Here is a 20517-nt window from a genome sequence, read left to right as displayed (position 1 = left end):
AAACTCCTTAAAAAGTAGGCTGCCTCCGTGCTTCAAAATGATGCACGGCAGAGAGCTTTGTTTCAGAGTAATGCCGCTTTCCAGTGGGTTGATACTGTCAATGTTGACAGTTTTTTATAACTTTTCGCGCTTAAGTGTCTCCATAGTTAGACCAGTTAATTTTGCGCAAAAAAAGAGACCCGAAGGTCTCTCTTTTTATTCCAGCATTGACTTACAAGCTGGCAATCCGACTGCGTTGCTCCGCCAACTTGCCCTGAGCCTGTTCAGCTTCAGCCAACTTGGCGCGCTCCTTATCGATCACCTCCGCCGGCGCCTTGTCGACGAACGCCGCGTTGGACAGCTTGCCGCCCACTCGCTGCACTTCGCCTTGCAGGCGCAGGATTTCCTTATCGAGACGGGCCAATTCCGCGCCTTTGTCGATCAGGCCGGCCATCGGCACCAGCACTTCCATCTCGCCGACCAGCGCGGTCGCGGACAGCGGTGCTTCGGCGCCGTCAGCCAATACCGTGATCGACTCCAGCTTCGCCAGCTTCTTGAGCAGTGCGTCGTTCTCGCTGAGGCGACGCTGATCTTCGCTGCTGGCGTTCTTCACAAACACTGCCAACGGCTTGCCCGGCCCGATGTTCATTTCGGCACGGATGTTACGCGTGCCCATCATCAGGGTCTTGAGCCATTCGATATCACTTTCGGCCGCTTCATCGATGCGCGCTTCATTGGCCACCGGCCAAGGTTGCAGCATGATGGTCTTGCCTTCGATACCGGCCAGCGGCGCGATGCGCTGCCAGATCTCTTCGGTGATGAACGGCATGAACGGGTGCGCCAGACGCAGCGCCACTTCGAGTACGCGCACCAGGGTGCGGCGGGTGCCGCGCTGGCGTTCGATCGGCGAGTTTTCGTCCCACAGTACCGGCTTGGACAGTTCCAGGTACCAGTCGCAATACTGGTTCCAGATGAACTCGTACAAGGCCTGGGCGGCGAGGTCGAAACGGAACTGGTCGAGCTGGCGGGTAACTTCGGCTTCGGTGCGCTGCAGCTGCGAGATGATCCAGCGATCAGCCAGGCTCAGCTCATAGGCTTCGCCGTTCTGGCCGCAGTCTTCGCCTTTATCCAGCACGTAACGTGCAGCGTTCCAGATCTTGTTGCAGAAGTTGCGATAGCCTTCGACGCGGCCCATGTCGAACTTGATGTCGCGACCGGTGGACGCCAGCGAGCAGAACGTGAAACGCAGGGCGTCGGTGCCGTAGCTGGCAATGCCATCGGCAAACTCGTCGCGGGTCTGCTTCTCGATCTTTTTGGCCAGTTTTGGCTGCATCAGGCCCGAGGTGCGTTTCTGCACCAGGGTTTCCAGGTCGATGCCGTCGATGATGTCCAGCGGGTCCAGGACGTTGCCCTTGGACTTGGACATCTTCTGGCCCTGGCCATCACGCACCAGGCCGTGTACGTACACGGTCTTGAACGGCACCTGCGGCGTGCCGTCTTCGTTCTTCACCAAGTGCATGGTGAGCATGATCATCCGGGCAACCCAGAAGAAAATGATATCGAAGCCGGTAACCAGCACGTCGGTGGAGTGGAATTTCTTCAGGAACTCAGTCTGTTGCGGCCAGCCCAGGGTCGAGAAGGTCCACAGGCCCGAGCTGAACCAAGTGTCCAGTACGTCGTTGTCCTGTTGCAGGGCGATGTCCGCGCCGAGGTTGTGCTTGGCACGCACTTCGGCTTCGTCGCGGCCTACGTACACCTTGCCCGACTCGTCGTACCAGGCCGGAATGCGATGGCCCCACCACAGTTGACGGCTGATGCACCAATCCTGGATATCGCGCATCCACGAGAAGTACATGTTTTCGTACTGTTTAGGCACGAACTGGATGCGGCCGTCTTCCACGGCAGCAATCGCAGGCTCGGCCAGCGGTTTGGTGGACACGTACCACTGGTCGGTCAGCCACGGCTCGATGATGGTGCCGGAACGGTCGCCCTTCGGCACTTTGAGGCCGTGGTCGTCAACGCTTACCAGCAGACCGGCAGCGTCAAAGGCCGCCACGATCTGCTTGCGCGCTTCGAAACGGTCGAGGCCGGCGTATTCGGCCGGGATCTTGCCGTCGATGCTCTCGTTCAGCGTGCCGTCCAGGTTGAACACCTGGCAGGCCGGCAGTACGGCGGCGTTCTTGTCGAAGATGTTCAGCAACGGCAGGTTGTGGCGCTTGCCGACTTCATAGTCGTTGAAATCGTGGGCCGGGGTGATTTTCACGCAGCCGGTGCCGAATTCAGGGTCGCAGTAGTCGTCCGCGATGATCGGGATACGACGGCCAACCAATGGCAGCTCGACAAACTTGCCGATCAGCGCCTGGTAGCGTTCATCGTTCGGGTTAACCGCCACGGCGGCGTCGCCGAGCATGGTTTCCGGACGGGTAGTGGCGACGATCAGGTAGTCGTTGCCTTCAGCGGTCTTGGCGCCATCGGCCAGCGGGTACTTGAGGTTCCACAGGAAACCTTTCTCGTCGTGGTTTTCCACTTCGAGGTCGGAAATTGCCGTGTGCAACTTGGTGTCCCAGTTGACCAGGCGCTTGCCGCGGTAGATCAGGCCGTCTTCATGCAGGCGCACGAAGGCTTCTTTCACCGATTCCGACAGACCATCGTCCATGGTGAAGCGCTCGCGGCTCCAGTCCACAGACGAACCGAGGCGACGGATCTGACGGCTGATGTTGCCGCCGGACTGGTCTTTCCACTCCCAGATCTTCTCCAGGAATTTTTCGCGACCCAGGTCGTGACGGTTTTGGCCGGTGGCTTCGAGCTGGCGTTCCACCAGCATCTGTGTGGCGATACCGGCGTGGTCAGTACCCGGTTGCCACAGGGTATTACGGCCCTGCATGCGGCGGAAACGGATCAACGCATCCATGATCGCATTGTTGAAGCCATGGCCCATGTGCAGGCTGCCAGTGACGTTCGGTGGCGGAATCATGATGGTGTAGGACTCGCCCGCACCTTGCGGGGCGAAGTAATTCTCGGACTCCCAGGTGTTGTACCAGGAAGTTTCAATGGCGTGCGGCTGGTAGGTCTTATCCATGCGCGGCGGGACCCTATTGGCATTTATTCAGGAAAAGCCGGGAAGTATAGCGGGGATGAGCCAGCGCGCGTAGGGCGAGGTGATGGGCGATGTAAAAAACTGCATCACCCGGTTGAACTCGATGTGGTTTACACAGGCTGGCACTCTCTTTTTGAGCGAGGGTAATTGTTACGTAAGCCCATTCTGGCAATACGCTGCTGTTCAGACCGATTTAGCCCCGTGAAATGGACGCTTGGTCGCTGGTATCGCACGCTGAGTCATTGTGCTTCGCGCGTCACCAGCTACCGTGCGACCAGACTGGTTTATGTCTTGCTCATGGTCAGGATAACTGCTGTCCAGCCAGACACCTGACCACCGTTGGCATTGAATTCCGCCAGGGCCAGTGGCGTCGAGCTGGAGTAGATGTCCTGACTCAGTTGCAGTTGCCAATCACCGTTGCTGTCAGCTTGAGGTTTGCCAAACAACACGCTGCCGCCTTCAAGATAAACGTAGACGATGGCATTGGGCGCGGCTTTGCCGGTCAGTAAGGGACGCAGTGAGTTGACGGTGGTGGGGCTGGTGAGTTGAGGCGCGCTGCCGGAAGGCAAGGCGTTACTGGTGGGTGCAGTGCTCATGGTCAGGGTAACTGCTGTCCAGCCAGACATCAGAGCACCGTTGGCATTGAATTCCGCCAGGGACAGCGGCGTCGAGCTGGAGTAGATGTCCTGACTCAGTTGCAGTTGCCAATCACCGTTGCTGTCAGCTTGAGGTTTGCCAAACAACACGCTGCCGCCTTCAAGATAAACATAGACGATGGCATTGGGCGCGGCTTTGCCGGTCAGCAAGGGGCGCAGTGAGTTGACGGTGGTGGGGCTGGTGAGTCTGGGTGGGCTGCCCGGCGGCAGGGCGTTGCCAGAACCAGATAGTGCGATGTTAAGCGTATGGGCCGTATCGGCCGATAGCCTAGCGGATTGACTGAACTGGCCGAACTTCAACGTGACCTGGCCAGGAGCAAGATCTTGAGGAAATGGGTAGGTCCAGTTGCCGTTGGCGTCGGCATAACAATCGCCGTAGTAGACGTTGACGGCATCATTGTGCACACCAATCCTGGCGTTGGGCGCGGCTTTGCCGGTGAATGTTGGTCGGAGTGCCTGGACGGAGCTGTTGTTGGCCGGGCTGTTGATGACAGGTGGGGTGCCATCGGCCATGGCGCCGCCCCCAGTGCTCGTCAATAAAACCGTCAACTGCACACCCACCCAAGGCGATAAAGCGTTGCCCCCGGCATCATTCGCGATCAACGCAAGGTCTACCCAGTTATTGGCATCAACGACAAGGTCAGTAGTCGGCGTGGCTTCCCAATAGCCATTACTGTCCGCACCCACTGAAGCGTAGTAAACGCTGCCACCCGAATGGGCAATCACGACCGTCGCATTCGGTGGAGCCGTCCCTGTAAGCCATGGACGAAGGGAGTCAACGATAGTCAGGCTGGTGAGAACGGGGGAGTTATCTGACTGGGAGGGGCCATTTCCCGCTATTTGAGAAGGGGAGCCAACGTGAAAGGGAAGATTGGGTGCATACCCTTGGCTCAGGTCGTAATAGGCGGTAACTGAATAGGGGCCCAAAGGTAGTGCTACGTGGGATTGGGTCAGCCAATTGCCGTTTCCATCGACGGTTGTTTGTGCAACGACTAGACCGGTATTTGATTGGCATATGGTGACAGGCTGGCCTGGAATTCCTTCGCCGAAGAAAATCGGGAATTGCGCAGGTGTCCATTCGGTAATTGGATAAAATTGAGTAGGAACGCCCATCATCTAAATCTCCGACAAGGAATAATTTCAGATGAGCTTTGTCCCAAATCGCTGGTGCATCTACTGTTAGAAATACCAGTTACGACAGGTGGTCATGTCATGATGTGAGTGGATGCATGCCCTCCTTGGCACCGGCCGCGTCGCGACATAGGCATTCTCGGCAGGCATCCTGGATCAAGATTGATACTGATTGAGCAACCGCTCCATCCGCGCATCCATCCGCCGTTTGATCTCGGCTTCAATATGCGGCGCAAAGTCGTCGATCACATCCTGCATGATCAGCCGCGCGGCGGCACGTAGTTCATTGTCCAGATGCAGCAGCAACGCATCGGGGGCTTTTTCTGCGGCGGGTGCCGGTTCTGCAGCAGGGGCCGGTTTGAGAGGTTCAGGTGCGGGAGGTTTGCCCCCGACCATGTCGAACAACAGCGGAATCTGTACCTCGCCATCGACCGTTTCGGTCAGCAGCGGCGGTTGCAAGCCATCATCACCGAGCAATTGACGGATCGACTCGAGGTCGTCCAGCAGGTGGTCGTCTTTCTTTGTAGGGTTTGGCGTGTCCATCATGTACTCAAAGTCGTTGTAGCCGGTGATCTTGCAGAGAATAGCCCTGTTCGCGGTAGAAACGGAAACTCTCCCGCGCGGCCTGACGAATAGCCGTGTCTTCCACCACCACTTCCGCCACACGGGCAAACGCTTTGGCAAAGGCCGGTACTTTCAGGTCCAGGTTGACCAGCAGGTCATGGTGATCGCCGCAGTTGTCGCCCAGCCCTAGTACAACCGGGCTTTCGGGCTCGGACTCGGCAGGGCCATGGGGCACGAAACTTTCGCCCTTGAAGCGCCACAGGCGGGCGTCAAGGTCTTCACGCTGAGCGGCATCGCTGCAATGCAGGTAGATGCGGTGGCCCATGCGCCAGGCTTTTTCGGTAAGTTTGCAGGCAAAGTCCAGGCGCGCAGTGGGATCGGCGCTGGGCAATATATAGAAGTCGACTTGGGTCATTGCGGTTCCTGAGACCGGGACGCCATGAAGGCCGCCCCGGAATCTTCAGTTTCAGGCTTTGGCGCGATCCAGCAGGTACTGGGTCAACAGAGGAACCGGACGGCCACTGGCGCCCTTGTCCTTGCCGCCACTGGTCCAGGCCGTACCGGCGATGTCCAGGTGCGCCCAGTTGAAGTTCTTGGCGAAGCGCGACAGGAAGCAGGCGGCGGTGATGGTGCCGGCTTTTGGACCGCCGATGTTGGCGATGTCGGCGAACGGGCTGTCCAGTTGTTCCTGGTACTCGTCGAACAGCGGCAGTTGCCAGGCGCGGTCGTCGGCAGCCTTGCCGGCGCTGAGCAGTTGCTCGATCAACTCGTCGTTGTTACCCAGCAGGCCCGAGGTGTGAGCGCCGAGGGCGACCACGCAGGCACCGGTCAGGGTGGCAATGTCGATCACGGCCTGTGGCTTGAAGCGTTCGGCGTAGGTGAGGGCATCGCACAGCACCAGACGGCCTTCGGCGTCGGTGTTGAGGATCTCGACAGTCTGGCCGCTCATGGTCGTGACGATGTCGCCCGGGCGTGCAGCACCACCGCTTGGCATGTTCTCGGCGCAGGCCAGGATGCACACCAGGTTGATCGGCAGCTTGAGTTCCAGCACGGCACGCAGGGTGCCGAACACGCTGGCGGCGCCGCCCATGTCGTATTTCATTTCGTCCATGCCGGCGCCCGGCTTGAGGCTGATGCCGCCGGTGTCAAAGGTGATGCCTTTGCCGACCAGCGCGTAAGGCTTCTCGGACTTCTTGCCGCCGTTGTATTGCATCACGATCAGGCGTGGCGGTTGGTCACTGCCCTGGCCCACGGCATAGAACGAGCCCATGCCCAGTTCCTTGATCTTCTTCTCGTCCAGCACTTCAACCTTCAGGCCCTTGAACTCCTTGCCCAGCGCCTTGGCTTGTTCGCCCAGGTAGGTTGGGTGGCAGATGTTCGGCGGCAGGTTGCCCAAGTCACGGGTAAACGACATGCCGTTGGCGATGGCGGTGGCGTGGGTGACGGCGCGTTCGACTTCAGCCTGGGCGGCTTTGATGGTCAGCAGGGTGATTTTCTTGATAGCGCGCGGTTCGGCCTTCTGGCTCTTGAACTGATCGAAGACGTAACCGCCGTCCACCAGGCTTTCGGCCAGCAGGCGGGTCTTGCCGTAGCTGTCGCGGCCTTTTACTACGATTTCATCGAGGGCCAGTGCCGCATCGGTGCCGCCCAGGCCTTTAAGAGTGGTGAGGATACCGCTGATGATCTTGCGGAACGGGCGGTCGCCCAGTTCGGCGTCCTTGCCCACGCCTACCAGCAATACGCGGTCGGCTTTGAGGTTGGGCAGGCTTTGCAGCAGCAGGCTTTGGCCGACTTTGCCGGCCAGGTCGCCGCGCTTGAGGACCGCGCTGATGGCGCCGCCGCTCAGTTCGTCCAGTTGCTTGGCGGCGGCGCCGAGCTTGCGGCCCTCGCCGACAGCGACCACGAGGGTGGCGGTTTTCAACGTTTCGGGGCTAACGCTTTTTACAACCAATTCCATTTTCGGGTCCCTTATGAAGGTCTGTGAGCCTGAGTCTGTACGCAGGCTTTAAAGCGTGGCAGCTCTGTAAACCGCCCGCGACAAAGGCCGCAGTTTGAACCTCGCAAGCGAAGCCTGACAACCCTTGCTGCATGCTTTGTGCACGCGTGTGAGCAAGCTCCGTGACAGGCGCGGCCAATCACAGGATAATGCGCCATCTTTTTTACCGGCCCGTGCACATGGGCCGACTCGGTATGCTTGCTTGTTTGGCCGCCTTAGCCTGACAACCCTGGAGTGTCTGGTTTGATCGTCTTCCGTTATCTGTCCCGCGAAGTCCTGTTGACCCTGAGTGCCGTGAGTGCGGTGCTGTTGGTCATCACCATGAGTGGTCGTTTCGTCAAATTCCTTGCGCAGGCCGCCTCTGGCGCCCTGGATCCGGGCTCTTTGTTCCTGATCATGGGCTTTCGTCTGCCGGGGTTTCTGCAGTTGATCCTGCCGCTTGGCCTGTTTCTCGGCATCCTGCTGGCTTACGGCCGCTTGTACCTTGAAAGCGAAATGACTGTGCTCTCGGCCACCGGCATGAGCCAGCAGCGTCTGTTGGCTATGACCATGGTGCCGGCCGCCGGTGTTGCGCTGGTGGTGGCGTGGTTGAGCATGAGCCTGGCACCTCAGGGCGCAATGCAGTTCCAATTGTTGCTGAACAAACAGGATGCGATGACCGAGTTCGACACCCTCGAGCCCGGGCGCTTTCAGGCGCTCAACGACGGTACGCGGGTGACCTACACCGAAACCATGACCGATGACCGTGCCAACCTCGGCGGCGTGTTTATTTCTCAGAAAAACCAGGGCGATAACCAGAAAGACCGTGGCATTTCAATTTTGGTGGCCAACAGTGGTCGCCAGGAAGTTCGCCCTGACGGCAGCCGTTACCTGATCTTGGAAAATGGCTATCGCTATGACGGCAGCCCAGGTTTGGCTGATTATCGGGCGATCAAGTACGACACTTATGGCGTAATGCTGGCTAGGCCGGAGATCAGCGAAGAGGTGACCGACCGCGACGCGCTGCCGACGGCGTCGCTGTTCGGCAGCCAGGAGCTGCGCTCCATCGCCGAGTTGCAATGGCGCATTTCCCTGCCGTTGCTGGTGTTTATCGTGACCTTGATGGCTGTTCCACTGTCCCGGGTAAACCCGCGTCAGGGTCGTTTCCTCAAGCTGCTCCCGGCCATTCTTCTGTATATGGCCTACCTGACCATCCTGATTTCCGCCCGTGGCTCCTTGGAAAAAGGCAAATTGTCGCCGGTCCTGGGCTTGTGGTGGGTACACGGGATTTTCCTGATGATCGGCCTGGGGTTGCTCTACTGGGAACCTATCCGTTTGAAAATGAAGAGCCGTCGTGGCCTGAAGGAGTTGGCTCGTGGCTAAGCTCGACCGCTACATTGGTAGCAGCGTACTGATCGCCATCCTGGCGGTATTGGGCATCATCCTCGGCTTGGCGTCGTTGTTCGCCTTCATTGATGAAGTGGGCAACGTCACCGACACTTATACCGTTACCGACGTACTGAGCTACGTGGCGCTGACCGCGCCGCGTCGTCTCTACGAAATGATGCCGATGGCCGGGTTGATTGGCTGCCTGATCGGCCTGGGCACCCTGGCCAGCAACAGTGAACTGACCATCATGCGCGCTGCCGGTGTGTCCATCGGTCGTATCGTCTGGGCGGTCATGAAACCTATGCTGCTGCTGATGGCCTGTAGTGTGTTGATTGGCGAATACGTGGCGCCGCCGTCTGAAGCCACCGCTCAGGCCAATCGCGCCCTGGCTCAAGGCTCGGGCGATGCGCAGAGCGCCAAGCATGGCCTGTGGCACCGCCAGGGTGATGAATTTATCCACATCAACGCCGTGCAGCCTGATGGCCTGTTAATTGGTGTGACGCGTTACACGTTCGACAAAGAGCGGCACATGCTGACCTCCAGTTTCGCCAAGCGCGCGCAGTACAGTGCCGAGAAATGGACGCTGAACGATGTCACCACTACGTACTTTCGCAACGTCGGGCAAGGCACTAAGGCCAGCACCGAGGTGATCAACGTGCCGACCGAGCAATGGGACATCGCCCTGAAGCCGGAACTGCTCAATACCGTGGTGATGATCCCGGAAAGCTTGCCGATCTCCGGTTTGTGGAGCTATATCCACTACCTCAAGGACCAGGGCTTGAATAACGGCCGCTACTGGCTGGCGTTCTGGGTCAAGGTGCTGCAGCCGGTGGTGACCGCCGCGCTGGTGTTGATGGCCATTTCCTTTATCTTCGGCCCGTTGCGCTCCGTGACCTTGGGTCAGCGGGTGTTTACCGGTGTGCTGGTGGGGTTTACCTTCCGCATCGCCCAGGACCTGCTCGGCCCGTCGAGCCTGGTATTCGGTTTCTCGCCGCTGTTTGCAGTGCTGGTACCGACGGCTATTTGCGCCCTGGCCGGGTTCTGGCTGTTGCGCCGAGCCGGTTGATACCGCGCTTATGAACAAAAAATGCCCCGGTCGAGAGATCGGGGCATTTTTGTTCTGGTCAGCAAAGATGACGTTTGGCCTGAGCATCAGGTACAATTCCCGGCTATTTTTCAGCGGGCAATCTGCCTGCAGCCTTTTTGAGTGTTGATCCGTGAGTGATTTGAGTCATATCCGCAATTTCTCCATCATCGCCCACATTGACCATGGCAAGTCGACGCTGGCCGATCGATTCATCCAGATGTGCGGCGGCCTTGCCGAGCGTGAAATGGAAGCCCAGGTCCTGGACTCCATGGACCTCGAGCGGGAACGCGGGATCACCATCAAGGCCCACAGCGTTACCCTGTACTACACCGCCAAAGACGGTATCAAGTACCAGCTGAACTTCATTGACACCCCCGGCCACGTTGACTTCACCTACGAAGTCAGCCGCTCGCTGGCGGCCTGTGAAGGCGCCTTGCTGGTGGTCGATGCGGGCCAGGGCGTAGAAGCCCAGTCCGTAGCCAACTGCTACACCGCGATCGAGCAGGGCCTTGAGGTCATGCCGGTACTGAACAAGATCGACCTGCCACAGGCCGATCCGGACCGCGTCAAAGAAGAAATCGAAAAAATCATCGGCATTGACGCCACCGACGCCGTCGAGTGCAGCGCCAAGACCGGCCTGGGCGTTGACGAAGTGCTCGAGCGTCTGGTCAAGACCATCCCAGCGCCTACTGGCAACTACGAAGATCCGCTGCAAGCGTTGATCATCGACTCCTGGTTCGACAACTACTTGGGCGTTGTTTCCCTGGTACGTGTGCGCCACGGCCGGGTGAAGAAGGGCGACAAGATCCTGGTCAAGTCCACCGGCAAGATCCACCTGGTGGACAGCGTCGGCGTATTCAACCCCAAGCACACCGCCACCACTGACCTTAAGGCCGGTGAAGTAGGCTTCATCATCGCCGGTATCAAGGACATTCACGGTGCACCGGTGGGTGACACCCTGACCTTGAGCTCCACCCCTGACGTCGACGTGCTGCCCGGCTTCAAACGCATCCAGCCGCAGGTTTATGCCGGCTTGTTCCCGGTCAGTTCCGATGACTTCGAAGACTTCCGCGAGGCCTTGCAGAAGCTGACCCTCAACGACTCGTCGTTGCAGTACACCCCGGAAAGCTCCGACGCCCTGGGCTTCGGCTTCCGTTGCGGGTTCCTGGGCATGCTGCACATGGAGATTATCCAGGAGCGCCTTGAGCGCGAATACGACCTGGACCTGATCACCACTGCGCCAACGGTTATTTTTGAGCTGGCGCTGAAAACCGGTGAAACGATTTACGTCGACAACCCGTCCAAGCTTCCAGATCTGTCCTCTATCGAAGACATGCGCGAGCCGATCGTGCGGGCCAATATCCTGGTGCCGCAGGAACACTTGGGCAACGTGATTACCCTGTGTATCGAAAAACGTGGCGTACAACACGACATGTTGTTCCTCGGTACCCAGGTGCAAGTGACCTACGATTTGCCGATGAACGAAGTGGTCCTGGACTTCTTCGACCGTCTCAAATCCACCAGTCGCGGCTATGCTTCGCTGGATTACCATTTCGATCGCTACCAATCGGCTAATCTGGTGAAGCTGGATGTGCTGATCAACGGCGACAAGGTCGATGCCCTGGCGCTGATCGTGCACAAGGACAACGCGCACTACAAAGGTCGCCAGTTGACCGAAAAGATGAAAGAACTGATTCCGCGCCAGATGTTCGACGTCGCGATCCAGGCCGCCATTGGCGGGCAGATCATTGCGCGGACCTCCGTCAAGGCACTCAGAAAGAACGTACTGGCCAAATGCTACGGCGGTGATGTAAGCCGTAAGCGCAAGCTGCTTGAGAAGCAAAAGGCCGGTAAAAAACGCATGAAGCAAGTGGGCAACGTGGAAATTCCACAAGAAGCCTTCCTTGCGGTGCTCAGGTTGGATAGTTAGGTCCTATGTCGCTAAATTTCCCGCTGTTGCTGGTCATCGCCGTTGCCGTTTGCGGTCTCTTGGCGTTGCTCGATCTGGTGTTCTTCGCCCCGCGTCGGCGGGCGGCTATCGCCACCTATCAGGGCAGCGTCAGCCAGCCCGATGCGGTGGTGGTCGAGAAGCTGAACAAAGAGCCTTTGCTGGTTGAATACGGCAAGTCGTTCTTCCCGGTGTTGTTCATCGTACTGGTGTTGCGTTCGTTCCTGGTAGAGCCGTTTCAGATCCCGTCGGGTTCGATGAAACCTACCTTGGACGTCGGCGACTTCATCCTCGTGAACAAGTTTTCCTACGGGATCCGTTTGCCGGTGATCGACAAGAAAATCATCCCGGTGGGTGACCCGCAACGCGGCGATGTGATGGTGTTCCGTTTTCCGGCTGATCCAAGCGTGAACTACATCAAGCGTGTCATCGGGTTGCCAGGTGATGTCGTGCGTTACACCGACGACAAACACCTGTATATCAACGGTCAGTTGATTACCGACCAGATGATCGGCACCACCTATGATCCACCGCTGGGTGATGTTGCAGTCTATAAAGAGCAGGTCGGTGATTCCGAGCACCTGGTCCATAAAGCCATGGGGCGCTCCATGCCGGGTGGCCAATGGACTGTCCCGTCGGGTCACTACTTCATGATGGGCGACAACCGCGACAACTCCAACGACAGCCGGTACTGGGATGACCCCAACATTCCCAAGGACCTGCTGGGCATGGTTCCCGACGAGAACATTGTCGGCAAAGCCTTTGCGGTTTGGATGAGCTGGCCGGAACCCAAACTCAGCCACCTGCCGAACTTCTCGCGGGTCGGGCTGATCAAGTAATACCAGCGGCGCTGTGAACACAGCGCCGAATGCTTTTCTGGGGTTGGGACAATCAATCGTCCTGCCTCATGCAGCGCCCACCAGGAATTGAATTTGAACATTGCGTCAATCTTCGATGGCCGCCGGTGCCACCAACTAGATATGGATAAACCGTGACCGTTTCTCTAAGTCGTCTCGAGCGTCAGCTCGGCTACACCTTCAAGGACCAGGAATTGATGGTCCTTGCCCTCACACACCGCAGTTTTGCCGGGCGTAATAACGAGCGCCTGGAGTTCCTCGGTGATGCCATCCTCAACTTCGCTGCCGGTGAGGCGCTGTTCGAGCGTTTCCCTCAAGCGCGCGAAGGCCAGCTGTCGCGCCTGCGTGCACGCCTGGTGAAAGGCGAGACCCTGGCCGTACTGGCCCGTGGTTTTGGCTTAGGCGAATACCTGCGCCTGGGTTCCGGTGAATTGAAAAGCGGCGGTTTTCGTCGCGAGTCGATCCTCGCTGATGCCCTCGAAGCGTTGATTGGTGCGATCTACCTCGATGCGGGCATGGAGACGGCCAAGGAACGTGTGGTCGCCTGGCTGGCTTCGGAAATCGAAAGCCTGACGCTGGTCGACACCAATAAAGACCCCAAGACCCGCCTGCAGGAGTACCTGCAGTCCCGTGGTTGCGAACTGCCACGCTACGAAGTGGTGGATATCCAGGGTGAGCCGCATTGCCGCGTGTTCTTCGTGGAATGTGAAATCACCTTATTGAATGAAAAAAGCCGAGGTCAGGGTGTGAGCCGTCGTATTGCCGAACAGGTAGCGGCCGCTGCAGCACTGATTGCCCTGGGCGTGGAGAATGGCCATGACTGATTCAACCGCAACACGCTGTGGCTATGTTGCCATCGTCGGCCGCCCGAACGTGGGCAAGTCCACGCTGCTGAACCACATCCTCGGCCAGAAGCTCGCGATCACCTCGCGCAAGCCGCAGACCACCCGTCACAACATGCTCGGCATCAAGACTGAAGGCAGCGTGCAAGCGGTCTATGTTGATACCCCAGGCATGCACAAAGGTGGCGAGAAAGCGCTTAACCGTTACATGAACAAGACCGCTTCGGCGGCGTTGAAAGACGTCGATGTAGTCATCTTCGTGGTTGACCGCACCAAGTGGACCGACGAAGACCAGATGGTCCTCGAGCGCGTGCAGTACGTCACCGGCCCTTTGATCGTCGCGCTGAACAAGACCGACCGCATCGAAGACAAAGCCGAGCTGATGCCGCACCTGACGTGGTTGCAGGAGCAACTGCCGAACGCCCAGATCATGCCGATCTCGGCCCAGCACGGCCACAACCTTGAGGCCCTGGAGCGCGTGATCGCCGGTTACCTGCCGGAGAACGAGCACTTCTTCCCGGAAGACCAGATCACCGATCGTAGCAGCCGTTTCCTCGCTGCCGAACTGGTGCGCGAGAAAATCATGCGCCAGATGGGCGCCGAGCTGCCGTACCAGATCACCGTCGAAATCGAAGAGTTCAAGCAGCAGGGCAAAACCCTGCATATCCATGCGCTGATCCTCGTCGAACGTGACGGCCAGAAAAAAATCATCATTGGCGACAAGGGCGAGCGCATCAAGCGCATCGGCACCGAAGCGCGCAAGGACATGGAGTTGCTGTTTGACTCCAAGATCATGCTTAACCTGTGGGTGAAGGTTAAGGGTGGTTGGTCTGATGATGAGCGCGCGTTGCGCTCCCTGGGTTACGGCGACTTGTAAGGACACCGCAGGGCAAAAAAATGTGGGAGGGGGCTTGCCCCCCGATAGCGGTGGGTCAGTTAATAAATAAGTGACTGACACACTGCCATCGGGGGCAAGCCCCCTCCCACATTAGGTTTGTGTAGTTTTCAAAAATGCATTCCAGCAGTGAGAACCCATGTCCCAAACGCCACCCCCCAGCCAACCCGCCTACGTCCTGCATAGCCGCGCCTACCGCGAGACCAGCGCCTTGGTGGACTTCCTCACGCCCCAAGGCCGCCTGCGTGCAGTCTTGCGTAGCGCCCGAGGCAAGGCTGGCACGTTGGCCCGGCCGTTTGTGGCTCTGGACGTGGAGTTTCGTGGCAAGGGCGAGCTGAAAAACGTCGGTCGCCTGGAAAGCGTCGGCACCTCTGCCTGGCTCAATGGCGAAGCACTCTTCAGCGGCCTCTACCTCAATGAGCTGTTGATTCGCCTGCTGCCCGCCGAAGACCCGCACCCGGCGGTGTTCGATCACTACGCTGCCACGTTGTTGGCCCTGGCCGAAGGCCGCCCCCTGGAGCCGCTGCTGCGCGCTTTCGAATGGCGCCTGCTCGACGACCTGGGCTACGGCTTTGAACTGAGCAACGACCTGCACGGCGACCCCATCGTCGAGGACGGCATGTACCGCCTGCAAGTCGACGCTGGCCTTGAGCGCGTGTACCTGCTGCAACCCGGTCTGTTCCAGGGCGCCGAGTTGCTGGCCATGAGCGAAGCCGATTGGACCGCGCCTGGCGCGTTGTCTGCCGCCAAGCGTTTGATGCGCCAGGCGCTGGCTGTTCACTTGGGTGGCCGGCCGCTGGTCAGTCGCGAGTTGTTTCGAAAGCCCTGACAACCCCGTGTATGCTGTGCAGCGTTTCTTTCCCTTTTCAGGAGCGCTTCCGTGACCACCAGCAACCGCATTCTTCTTGGCGTGAACATCGACCACGTCGCTACCCTGCGCCAGGCCCGGGGCACCCGTTACCCCGACCCGGTCAAGGCCGCGCTGGACGCCGAAGAAGCGGGCGCCGACGGCATCACCGTGCACCTGCGCGAAGACCGCCGTCACATCCAGGAGCGCGACGTGTTGCTGCTCAAGGACGTACTGCAAACCCGCATGAACTTCGAGATGGGCGTCACCGAAGAAATGATGGCATTCGCCGAGCGCATCCGCCCGGCACACATCTGCCTGGTGCCGGAAACCCGTCAGGAACTGACCACCGAAGGCGGCCTCGACGTGGCCGGCCAGGAAGCGCGGATCAAATCCGCCGTGGAGCGTCTGTCGAGGATCGGTAGCGAAGTCTCGCTGTTCATTGACGCCGACCCGCGCCAGATCGAAGCCTCGCGCCGCGTGGGTGCACCGGCCATCGAGCTGCACACTGGCCGTTACGCCGATGCGACCACGCCCACTGAAGTGGCTGACGAGTTGCAGCGCATCATCGACGGCGTGAAGTGCGGTTTGAGTGAAGGCCTGATCGTCAACGCTGGCCATGGCCTGCACTACCACAACGTCGAAGCCGTGGCCGCGATCAAGGGTATCAACGAGCTGAATATCGGCCACGCGCTGGTGGCCCATGCGCTGTTCGTCGGGTTCAAAGGCGCTGTGGCCGAGATGAAAGCGCTGATCCTGGCGGCCGCCAAGCCTTAAAAAACAATAAAGATCCAATGTGGGTGGGAGCAAGCCCCCTCCCACATGAGAAGCCTTACTGTTTAGCCAATGCAGGTGTATCGTATCTGCCCTTTGCAGGCCTGAGTCTGCGGCAGATACGTGAGGTTGTTGTGTCCCGATCCTTTTCCCGTCGACAAATCCTGGGTGGTCTTGCAGGCCTGGCCGTAGTGGGTGCCGGTGCCGGTGGCGCCTACCGCTACTGGTTGGGGAAAGTCGCCGAGGCCGAAGCGGGGCACGATTACGAGCTGATTGCCGCACCGCTCGACGTGGAGCTGGTTGCAGGCCACAAGACCGAAGCCTGGGCGTTCGGCCCATCGGCGCCGGGCACCGAGTTGCGTGTGCGTCAGGGCGAATGGCTGCGGGTGCGCTTCATCAACCACCTGCCGGTCGCCACCACCATCCACTGGCACGGCATCCGCCTGCCGTTGGAAATGGACGGCGTGCCTTACGTCTCGCAATTGCCGGTGCTGCCCGGTGAATACTTCGACTATAAATTCCGCGTGCCTGACGCCGGCAGCTACTGGTATCACCCGCATGTGAACAGCAGCGAAGAACTCGGTCGTGGCCTGGTCGGCCCGCTAATCATCGAGGAGCGCGAACCCACCGGTTTCAAGCACGAACGCACCCTGAGCCTGAAAAGCTGGCACGTGGACGAAGAGGGCGCCTTTGTCGCCTTCAGCGTACCCCGAGAAGCCGCGCGTGGCGGCACGGCCGGGCGCCTGTCGACGATCAATGGCGTGTCCCAGGCGGTAGTCGATTTGCCCGCCGGGCAGATCACCCGCGTGCGCCTGCTCAACCTCGATAACACCCTGACTTATCGCATTAATATTCCCGGCGTCGAAGCGCAGATCTACGCGCTGGATGGCAACCCGATCGAGCCGCGCCCACTGGGCAAGGAATACTGGCTGGGCCCGGGCATGCGCATTTGCCTGGCGATCAAGGCGCCGCCGGCTGGCGAAGAACTCTCTATCCGCAATGGCCCGGTGCGCCTGGGCACGTTCCGTTCGATCGCCAATACCGACGCGCCAACCGAATGGCCACCGGCGCTACCCGCCAACCCGATTGCCGAGCCAGACCTGGCCAACGCCGAGAAACTCAACTTCAATTTCGAATGGGTCGGTACTGTCTCAGTCGATGACGGCAAGCCGCCGAGCCTGTGGCAAATCAACGGCAAGGCCTGGGACATCACCGACAAGACCTGCGCCGACCGCCCGATTGCCACGCTTGAGAAGGGCAAGAGCTACATTTTCGAATTGAAGAACATGACCCAGTACCAACACCCGATCCACCTGCACGGCATGAGTTTCAAGGTGCTCGCCTCGAACCGCCACAAGGTGATCCCGTACTTCACCGACACCTACCTGCTGGGCAAGAACGAGCGCGCTCGCGTGGCGTTGGTGGCGGATAACCCGGGGGTATGGATGTTCCACTGCCATGTGATCGACCACATGGAAACCGGCCTGATGGCCGCGATTGAGGTGGCGTGATGCGTCAGGTTCGCCCCACAGCGATCATCGACCGCAGCCGCGATCAGGACTTCATGCGCGAAGCCCTGGCTCTCGCGGCTCAAGGCGCAGCATTGGGCGAAGTGCCCGTGGGTGCGGTGCTGGTGCAGGGCGGTGAAATCATCGGTCGCGGTTTCAACTGCCCGATCAGTGGCAACGACCCCAGCGCCCATGCCGAAATGGTCGCCATCCGCGCCGCCGCGCAAGCGATCAGCAACTATCGCCTGGTCGGCAGCACGCTGTATGTGACGCTGGAGCCGTGCAGCATGTGCGCGGGCCTGATCGTGCACTCACGCATCGCGCGGGTGGTGTACGGCGCGCTGGAGCCCAAAGCTGGGATCGTGCAGAGCCAGGGCCAGTTTTTTACCCAGGGCTTTCTCAACCATCGGGTGTTGTTTGAAGGTGGGGTGTTGGCCGAGGAATGTGGGACGGTGCTGAGTGAGTTCTTTAAGGCTCGCCGAGCCAAACCCACACGCTAAAGAATACTGAAAACCAATGTGGGAGCAGGCAAGCCAGCTCCCACATGTTGATCTCCATTTTTTCAGGAAGATTCGGGTTACTTCCTCGCGATGATCACTGCCCGCATCGGCGCCGGCAGCCCTTCAAGGGTCTTGCTGTGATCGTCCGGATCGAGGAAATCACTCAGCGATTGGAACTTCATCCACGGCGTCCCGCGCTGTTCCTCGACCGTGGTCACGCTCACGTCCACACAACGCACTTCACTAAAGCCCGCGCGGCGCAGCCACAACATCAGCGCCGGCACCGATGGCAGAAACCACACGTTGCGCATCTGCGCGTAGCGGTCCTCCGGCACCAGCACTTGCTGCTCATCGCCTTCGACCACCAAGGTTTCGAGTACCAGTTCGCCGCCTTTGACCAAGCAATCTTTCAGCGCCAGTAAGTGCTCGATGGGCGAGCGACGGTGATAGAACACGCCCATGGAAAACACCGTGTCGAAGCCCTCCATGTTCGGCGGCAGGTCTTCAAACGGGAACGGTAAGTGCCAGGCCCTTGGCGCCGACAAATAGCGCTGCACCGCCTGGAACTGGCAAAAGAACAGCCAGTTCGGGTCCACGCCAATCACGCTATCGGCACCGGCGCCGAGCATGCGCCACATGTAGTAACCGTTACCGCAGCCCACATCGAGGATGCGTTTGCCTTTCAGATCCAAGTGCGGCGCAACCCGCGACCACTTCCAGTCCGAACGCCATTCGGTGTCCACGTGCACGCCGAACAAGTGGAATGGGCCTTTGCGCCACGGGCTCAAGCCCATCAACGCGGTGTGCATTTGTGCGCGGGTGGTGTCGTCGCAATCCGTGTCGAGGGTCAAGCCGTTGAGCAAATCGACCTCGCTGGGCTGGATGTTCGGCAGCGCATCCAGCGCACTCTGCCAACGCTCAAGGTCGCCGTGACCCTTTTCCATCTTGCTATCGAGTTGTGCTTGCAGGCCCTGGGCCCACACGGCCAAGGGAGTGCCCACCAGATGGCGGGCGAGGGGGGACAGATCAATCATGGCAAGGCAATCAACGAGGCAAAGTTAAGACACTGGAACCACGGCACGACTTTCGAGAACCCGGCCGCCAACAGGCGTTCGCGGTGTTCTTCGAGGCTATCGGGCTTCATGACGTTTTCGATGGCGCTGCGCTTCTGGGCGATTTCCAGTTCGCTGTAGCCGTTGGCGCGTTTGAACGCGATGTGCAAATCGGTGAGCAACGCATGCTCTTGCGGATCATTGAAGCGCAGCTTTTCTGAGAGGATCAACGCACCGCCCGGCAACAGCGATTGGCGGATGCGCCCGAGCAACGCCAGGCGCTCATCGGGGGCGATAAATTGCAGGGTAAAGTTCAGCGCCACCACCGAGGCCGGTTGGAACTGCAACGCGAGGATATCGCCCTCGATCACCTCAACCGGCAGCAACTCCTGGAACATTGAGTCCTGGCCATTGAGGTATTCGCGGCAACGCTCGACCATCGCCGCCGAGTTATCCACCGCAATCACCCGGCAGTCGTCCGTACGCACATGGCGGCGCAGCGCTTGGGTGACCGCGCCGAGAGAAGAGCCCAAGTCGTAGAGCACGCTATTGGGTTGGGCAAATTGCGCTGCGAGCACGCCGAGGTTCTCGACGATAGTCGGATAACCGGGCACCGAGCGCTTGATCATGTCCGGGAACACCCTCACCACGTCCTCGTTAAAGGCGAAGTCTGGCACCTGGGGCAGGGGCTGGGCGAATAGGCGATCGGGTTCTTTGCTCACGGCTGTTCCGGCGACGAAGGGGGAAAGGCCGGCATTTTAGCCAAGTTGGCCCTCGTGTGCGCGGGTTGTCTGATGGAAAGCAGAAGCGGTGATGCCCCACTGGCCCAGCCAATACGTGGTAATCAACAAATACGGTGCCGCTTCAAAGGCGACCACAAACCGATTGATGCCGATGAGCGTGTCGGAAAATACAAACGACACCGCCCCCGCCGCCGCCAACAGGGCCGATTGCTTGGGTACGTCACTGCCCAACCGTGCCAATGCACGCCAGAGCATGGCGCTGATCACCAGTGCATAAACCACGACGGGTATCAGCAAATCGCCCAGGCCATGGGAAATCAGGATGCCCAGCAAGATAGCGCCCACGCCCAGCGCCAATACCAGTGGTAACACCGCCAGGCGGCGGCAATCGCTGAAGTAGGCTTTCAAATACGCCAGGTGCGCGAACAAAAAAGCGCCGAGGCCAAAAATAAACAGGTCGCCCGGCCACGCGAGCAATACATCGCCCACCAAGGAACATATCAGCCCCAGGCTGATCCAGCGTCGATAGTCGGTGGGCGGCGCATCATGCAACCAGCCCAGCAGCGCCAATACCGGCAGCGGTTTGACCAGCAGGCACAGTAAGGCCGCATGGGTGCTCAGGCCGTAGATAAATGTGCTGGCGCCCATCAACGCAAGAATCAGCCAAGGCATA

At 59.4% G+C, this 20517-nt stretch carries 18 protein-coding genes; 10 read left to right on the top strand and 8 right to left on the bottom strand.

Going from position 1 to position 20517, the window contains the following annotated elements:
* Positions 1 to 211 precede the first annotated feature (211 nt).
* The 5 genes from FW764_RS14080 to FW764_RS14060 all read right to left on the bottom strand — a co-directional run bounded on the left by FW764_RS14080 (position 212) and on the right by FW764_RS14060 (position 7384).
* Positions 212 to 3058, bottom strand: a complete 2847-nt coding sequence (locus FW764_RS14080; protein ID WP_446434434.1) for a valine--tRNA ligase — start codon at positions 3056 to 3058, stop codon at positions 212 to 214.
* 302 nt (positions 3059 to 3360) lie between these two features.
* Complete coding sequence (locus FW764_RS14075) at positions 3361 to 4848, bottom strand: hypothetical protein (RefSeq protein ID WP_446434433.1); 1488 nt, start codon at positions 4846 to 4848, stop codon at positions 3361 to 3363.
* Between the two features lie 171 nt (positions 4849 to 5019).
* The gene (locus FW764_RS14070) at positions 5020 to 5406 is read right to left on the bottom strand and encodes a DNA polymerase III subunit chi (RefSeq protein ID WP_446434432.1); all 387 of its coding nucleotides are present in this window, start codon (positions 5404 to 5406) and stop codon (positions 5020 to 5022) included.
* A 7-nt stretch (positions 5407 to 5413) separates the two neighbouring features.
* A complete protein-coding gene (locus FW764_RS14065; protein ID WP_446434431.1) occupies positions 5414 to 5842 on the bottom strand; it encodes a DNA polymerase III subunit chi in 429 nt (142 codons plus the stop codon).
* A gap of 51 nt (positions 5843 to 5893) precedes the next feature.
* The gene (locus FW764_RS14060; RefSeq protein ID WP_017136291.1) at positions 5894 to 7384 is read right to left on the bottom strand and encodes a leucyl aminopeptidase; all 1491 of its coding nucleotides are present in this window, start codon (positions 7382 to 7384) and stop codon (positions 5894 to 5896) included.
* A gap of 282 nt (positions 7385 to 7666) precedes the next feature.
* Between FW764_RS14060 and lptF the strand changes: the two genes are divergently transcribed.
* The 10 genes from lptF to tadA all read left to right on the top strand — a co-directional run bounded on the left by lptF (position 7667) and on the right by tadA (position 18049).
* A complete protein-coding gene (gene lptF / locus FW764_RS14055; protein WP_446434430.1) occupies positions 7667 to 8785 on the top strand; it encodes an LPS export ABC transporter permease LptF in 1119 nt (372 codons plus the stop codon).
* Entirely contained in the window at positions 8778 to 9857 is a 1080-nt protein-coding gene (gene lptG, locus FW764_RS14050; protein WP_446434429.1) for an LPS export ABC transporter permease LptG, read from the top strand. Before lptF ends, lptG begins: the two co-directional genes overlap by 8 nt.
* 151 nt (positions 9858 to 10008) lie before the next feature.
* Positions 10009 to 11808 (top strand): translation elongation factor 4, encoded by a 1800-nt coding sequence (gene lepA, locus FW764_RS14045; RefSeq protein ID WP_003210439.1) that lies wholly within the window; start codon positions 10009 to 10011, stop codon positions 11806 to 11808.
* Between the two features lie 5 nt (positions 11809 to 11813).
* On the top strand, positions 11814 to 12665 hold the full coding sequence (lepB, locus tag FW764_RS14040; protein WP_446434428.1) for a signal peptidase I: 852 nt from the start codon (positions 11814 to 11816) through the stop codon (positions 12663 to 12665).
* A 152-nt stretch (positions 12666 to 12817) separates the two neighbouring features.
* Positions 12818 to 13507: a ribonuclease III gene (gene rnc, locus FW764_RS14035; RefSeq protein WP_003188856.1), complete on the top strand. Its 690-nt coding sequence runs from the start codon at positions 12818 to 12820 to the stop codon at positions 13505 to 13507.
* The gene (gene era, locus FW764_RS14030; RefSeq protein WP_003234112.1) at positions 13500 to 14402 is read left to right on the top strand and encodes a GTPase Era; all 903 of its coding nucleotides are present in this window, start codon (positions 13500 to 13502) and stop codon (positions 14400 to 14402) included. The genes rnc and era overlap by 8 nt, the downstream gene beginning before the upstream one ends.
* Before the next feature lie 157 nt (positions 14403 to 14559).
* Complete coding sequence (recO, locus tag FW764_RS14025) at positions 14560 to 15249, top strand: DNA repair protein RecO (RefSeq protein ID WP_446434427.1); 690 nt, start codon at positions 14560 to 14562, stop codon at positions 15247 to 15249.
* A 51-nt stretch (positions 15250 to 15300) separates the two neighbouring features.
* Positions 15301 to 16044, top strand: coding sequence for a pyridoxine 5'-phosphate synthase (gene pdxJ / locus FW764_RS14020; protein ID WP_446434426.1), 744 nt, complete (start codon positions 15301 to 15303; stop codon positions 16042 to 16044).
* Positions 16045 to 16175: 131 nt separating this feature from the next.
* Positions 16176 to 17552 carry a multicopper oxidase family protein gene (locus FW764_RS14015; protein WP_446434425.1) on the top strand — a complete coding sequence of 459 codons (1377 nt, stop codon included), beginning with the start codon at positions 16176 to 16178 and terminating at the stop codon, positions 17550 to 17552.
* Positions 17552 to 18049 (top strand): tRNA adenosine(34) deaminase TadA, encoded by a 498-nt coding sequence (gene tadA / locus FW764_RS14010; RefSeq protein ID WP_446434424.1) that lies wholly within the window; start codon positions 17552 to 17554, stop codon positions 18047 to 18049. The genes FW764_RS14015 and tadA overlap by 1 nt, the downstream gene beginning before the upstream one ends.
* A gap of 77 nt (positions 18050 to 18126) precedes the next feature.
* On the opposite strand, the gene cmoB is transcribed toward tadA, so the two are convergent.
* The 3 genes from cmoB to FW764_RS13995 are packed head-to-tail and all read right to left on the bottom strand — an operon-like array spanning position 18127 to position 20516.
* Positions 18127 to 19083, bottom strand: coding sequence for a tRNA 5-methoxyuridine(34)/uridine 5-oxyacetic acid(34) synthase CmoB (gene cmoB, locus FW764_RS14005; RefSeq protein ID WP_446434423.1), 957 nt, complete (start codon positions 19081 to 19083; stop codon positions 18127 to 18129).
* Positions 19080 to 19823, bottom strand: a complete 744-nt coding sequence (gene cmoA / locus FW764_RS14000) for a carboxy-S-adenosyl-L-methionine synthase CmoA (protein WP_446434422.1) — start codon at positions 19821 to 19823, stop codon at positions 19080 to 19082. Before cmoA ends, cmoB begins: the two co-directional genes overlap by 4 nt.
* Before the next feature lie 36 nt (positions 19824 to 19859).
* Complete coding sequence (locus FW764_RS13995) at positions 19860 to 20516, bottom strand: lysoplasmalogenase (RefSeq protein ID WP_446434421.1); 657 nt, start codon at positions 20514 to 20516, stop codon at positions 19860 to 19862.
* Between the last annotated feature and the right edge of the window lies 1 nt (position 20517).

It is taken from the genome of Pseudomonas sp. 1152_12, from assembly GCF_052850675.1.
The sequence above is the reverse complement of the archived record's forward strand: the minus strand, read 5'-3'. Positions and strand labels throughout refer to the sequence as shown.

Coding starts and splice junctions, on each gene's coding strand:
- FW764_RS14080 (WP_446434434.1), bottom strand. CDS start 3,058: ATGGATAAGACCTACCAGCCGCACGCCATTGAAACTTCCTGGTACAAC.
- FW764_RS14075 (WP_446434433.1), bottom strand. CDS start 4,848: ATGATGGGCGTTCCTACTCAATTTTATCCAATTACCGAATGGACACCT.
- era (WP_003234112.1), top strand. CDS start 13,500: ATGACTGATTCAACCGCAACACGCTGTGGCTATGTTGCCATCGTCGGC.
- FW764_RS14065 (WP_446434431.1), bottom strand. CDS start 5,842: ATGACCCAAGTCGACTTCTATATATTGCCCAGCGCCGATCCCACTGCG.
- FW764_RS14060 (WP_017136291.1), bottom strand. CDS start 7,384: ATGGAATTGGTTGTAAAAAGCGTTAGCCCCGAAACGTTGAAAACCGCC.
- tadA (WP_446434424.1), top strand. CDS start 17,552: ATGCGTCAGGTTCGCCCCACAGCGATCATCGACCGCAGCCGCGATCAG.
- cmoB (WP_446434423.1), bottom strand. CDS start 19,083: ATGATTGATCTGTCCCCCCTCGCCCGCCATCTGGTGGGCACTCCCTTG.
- FW764_RS14070 (WP_446434432.1), bottom strand. CDS start 5,406: ATGGACACGCCAAACCCTACAAAGAAAGACGACCACCTGCTGGACGAC.
- lepB (WP_446434428.1), top strand. CDS start 11,814: ATGTCGCTAAATTTCCCGCTGTTGCTGGTCATCGCCGTTGCCGTTTGC.
- FW764_RS13995 (WP_446434421.1), bottom strand. CDS start 20,516: ATGCCTTGGCTGATTCTTGCGTTGATGGGCGCCAGCACATTTATCTAC.
- recO (WP_446434427.1), top strand. CDS start 14,560: ATGTCCCAAACGCCACCCCCCAGCCAACCCGCCTACGTCCTGCATAGC.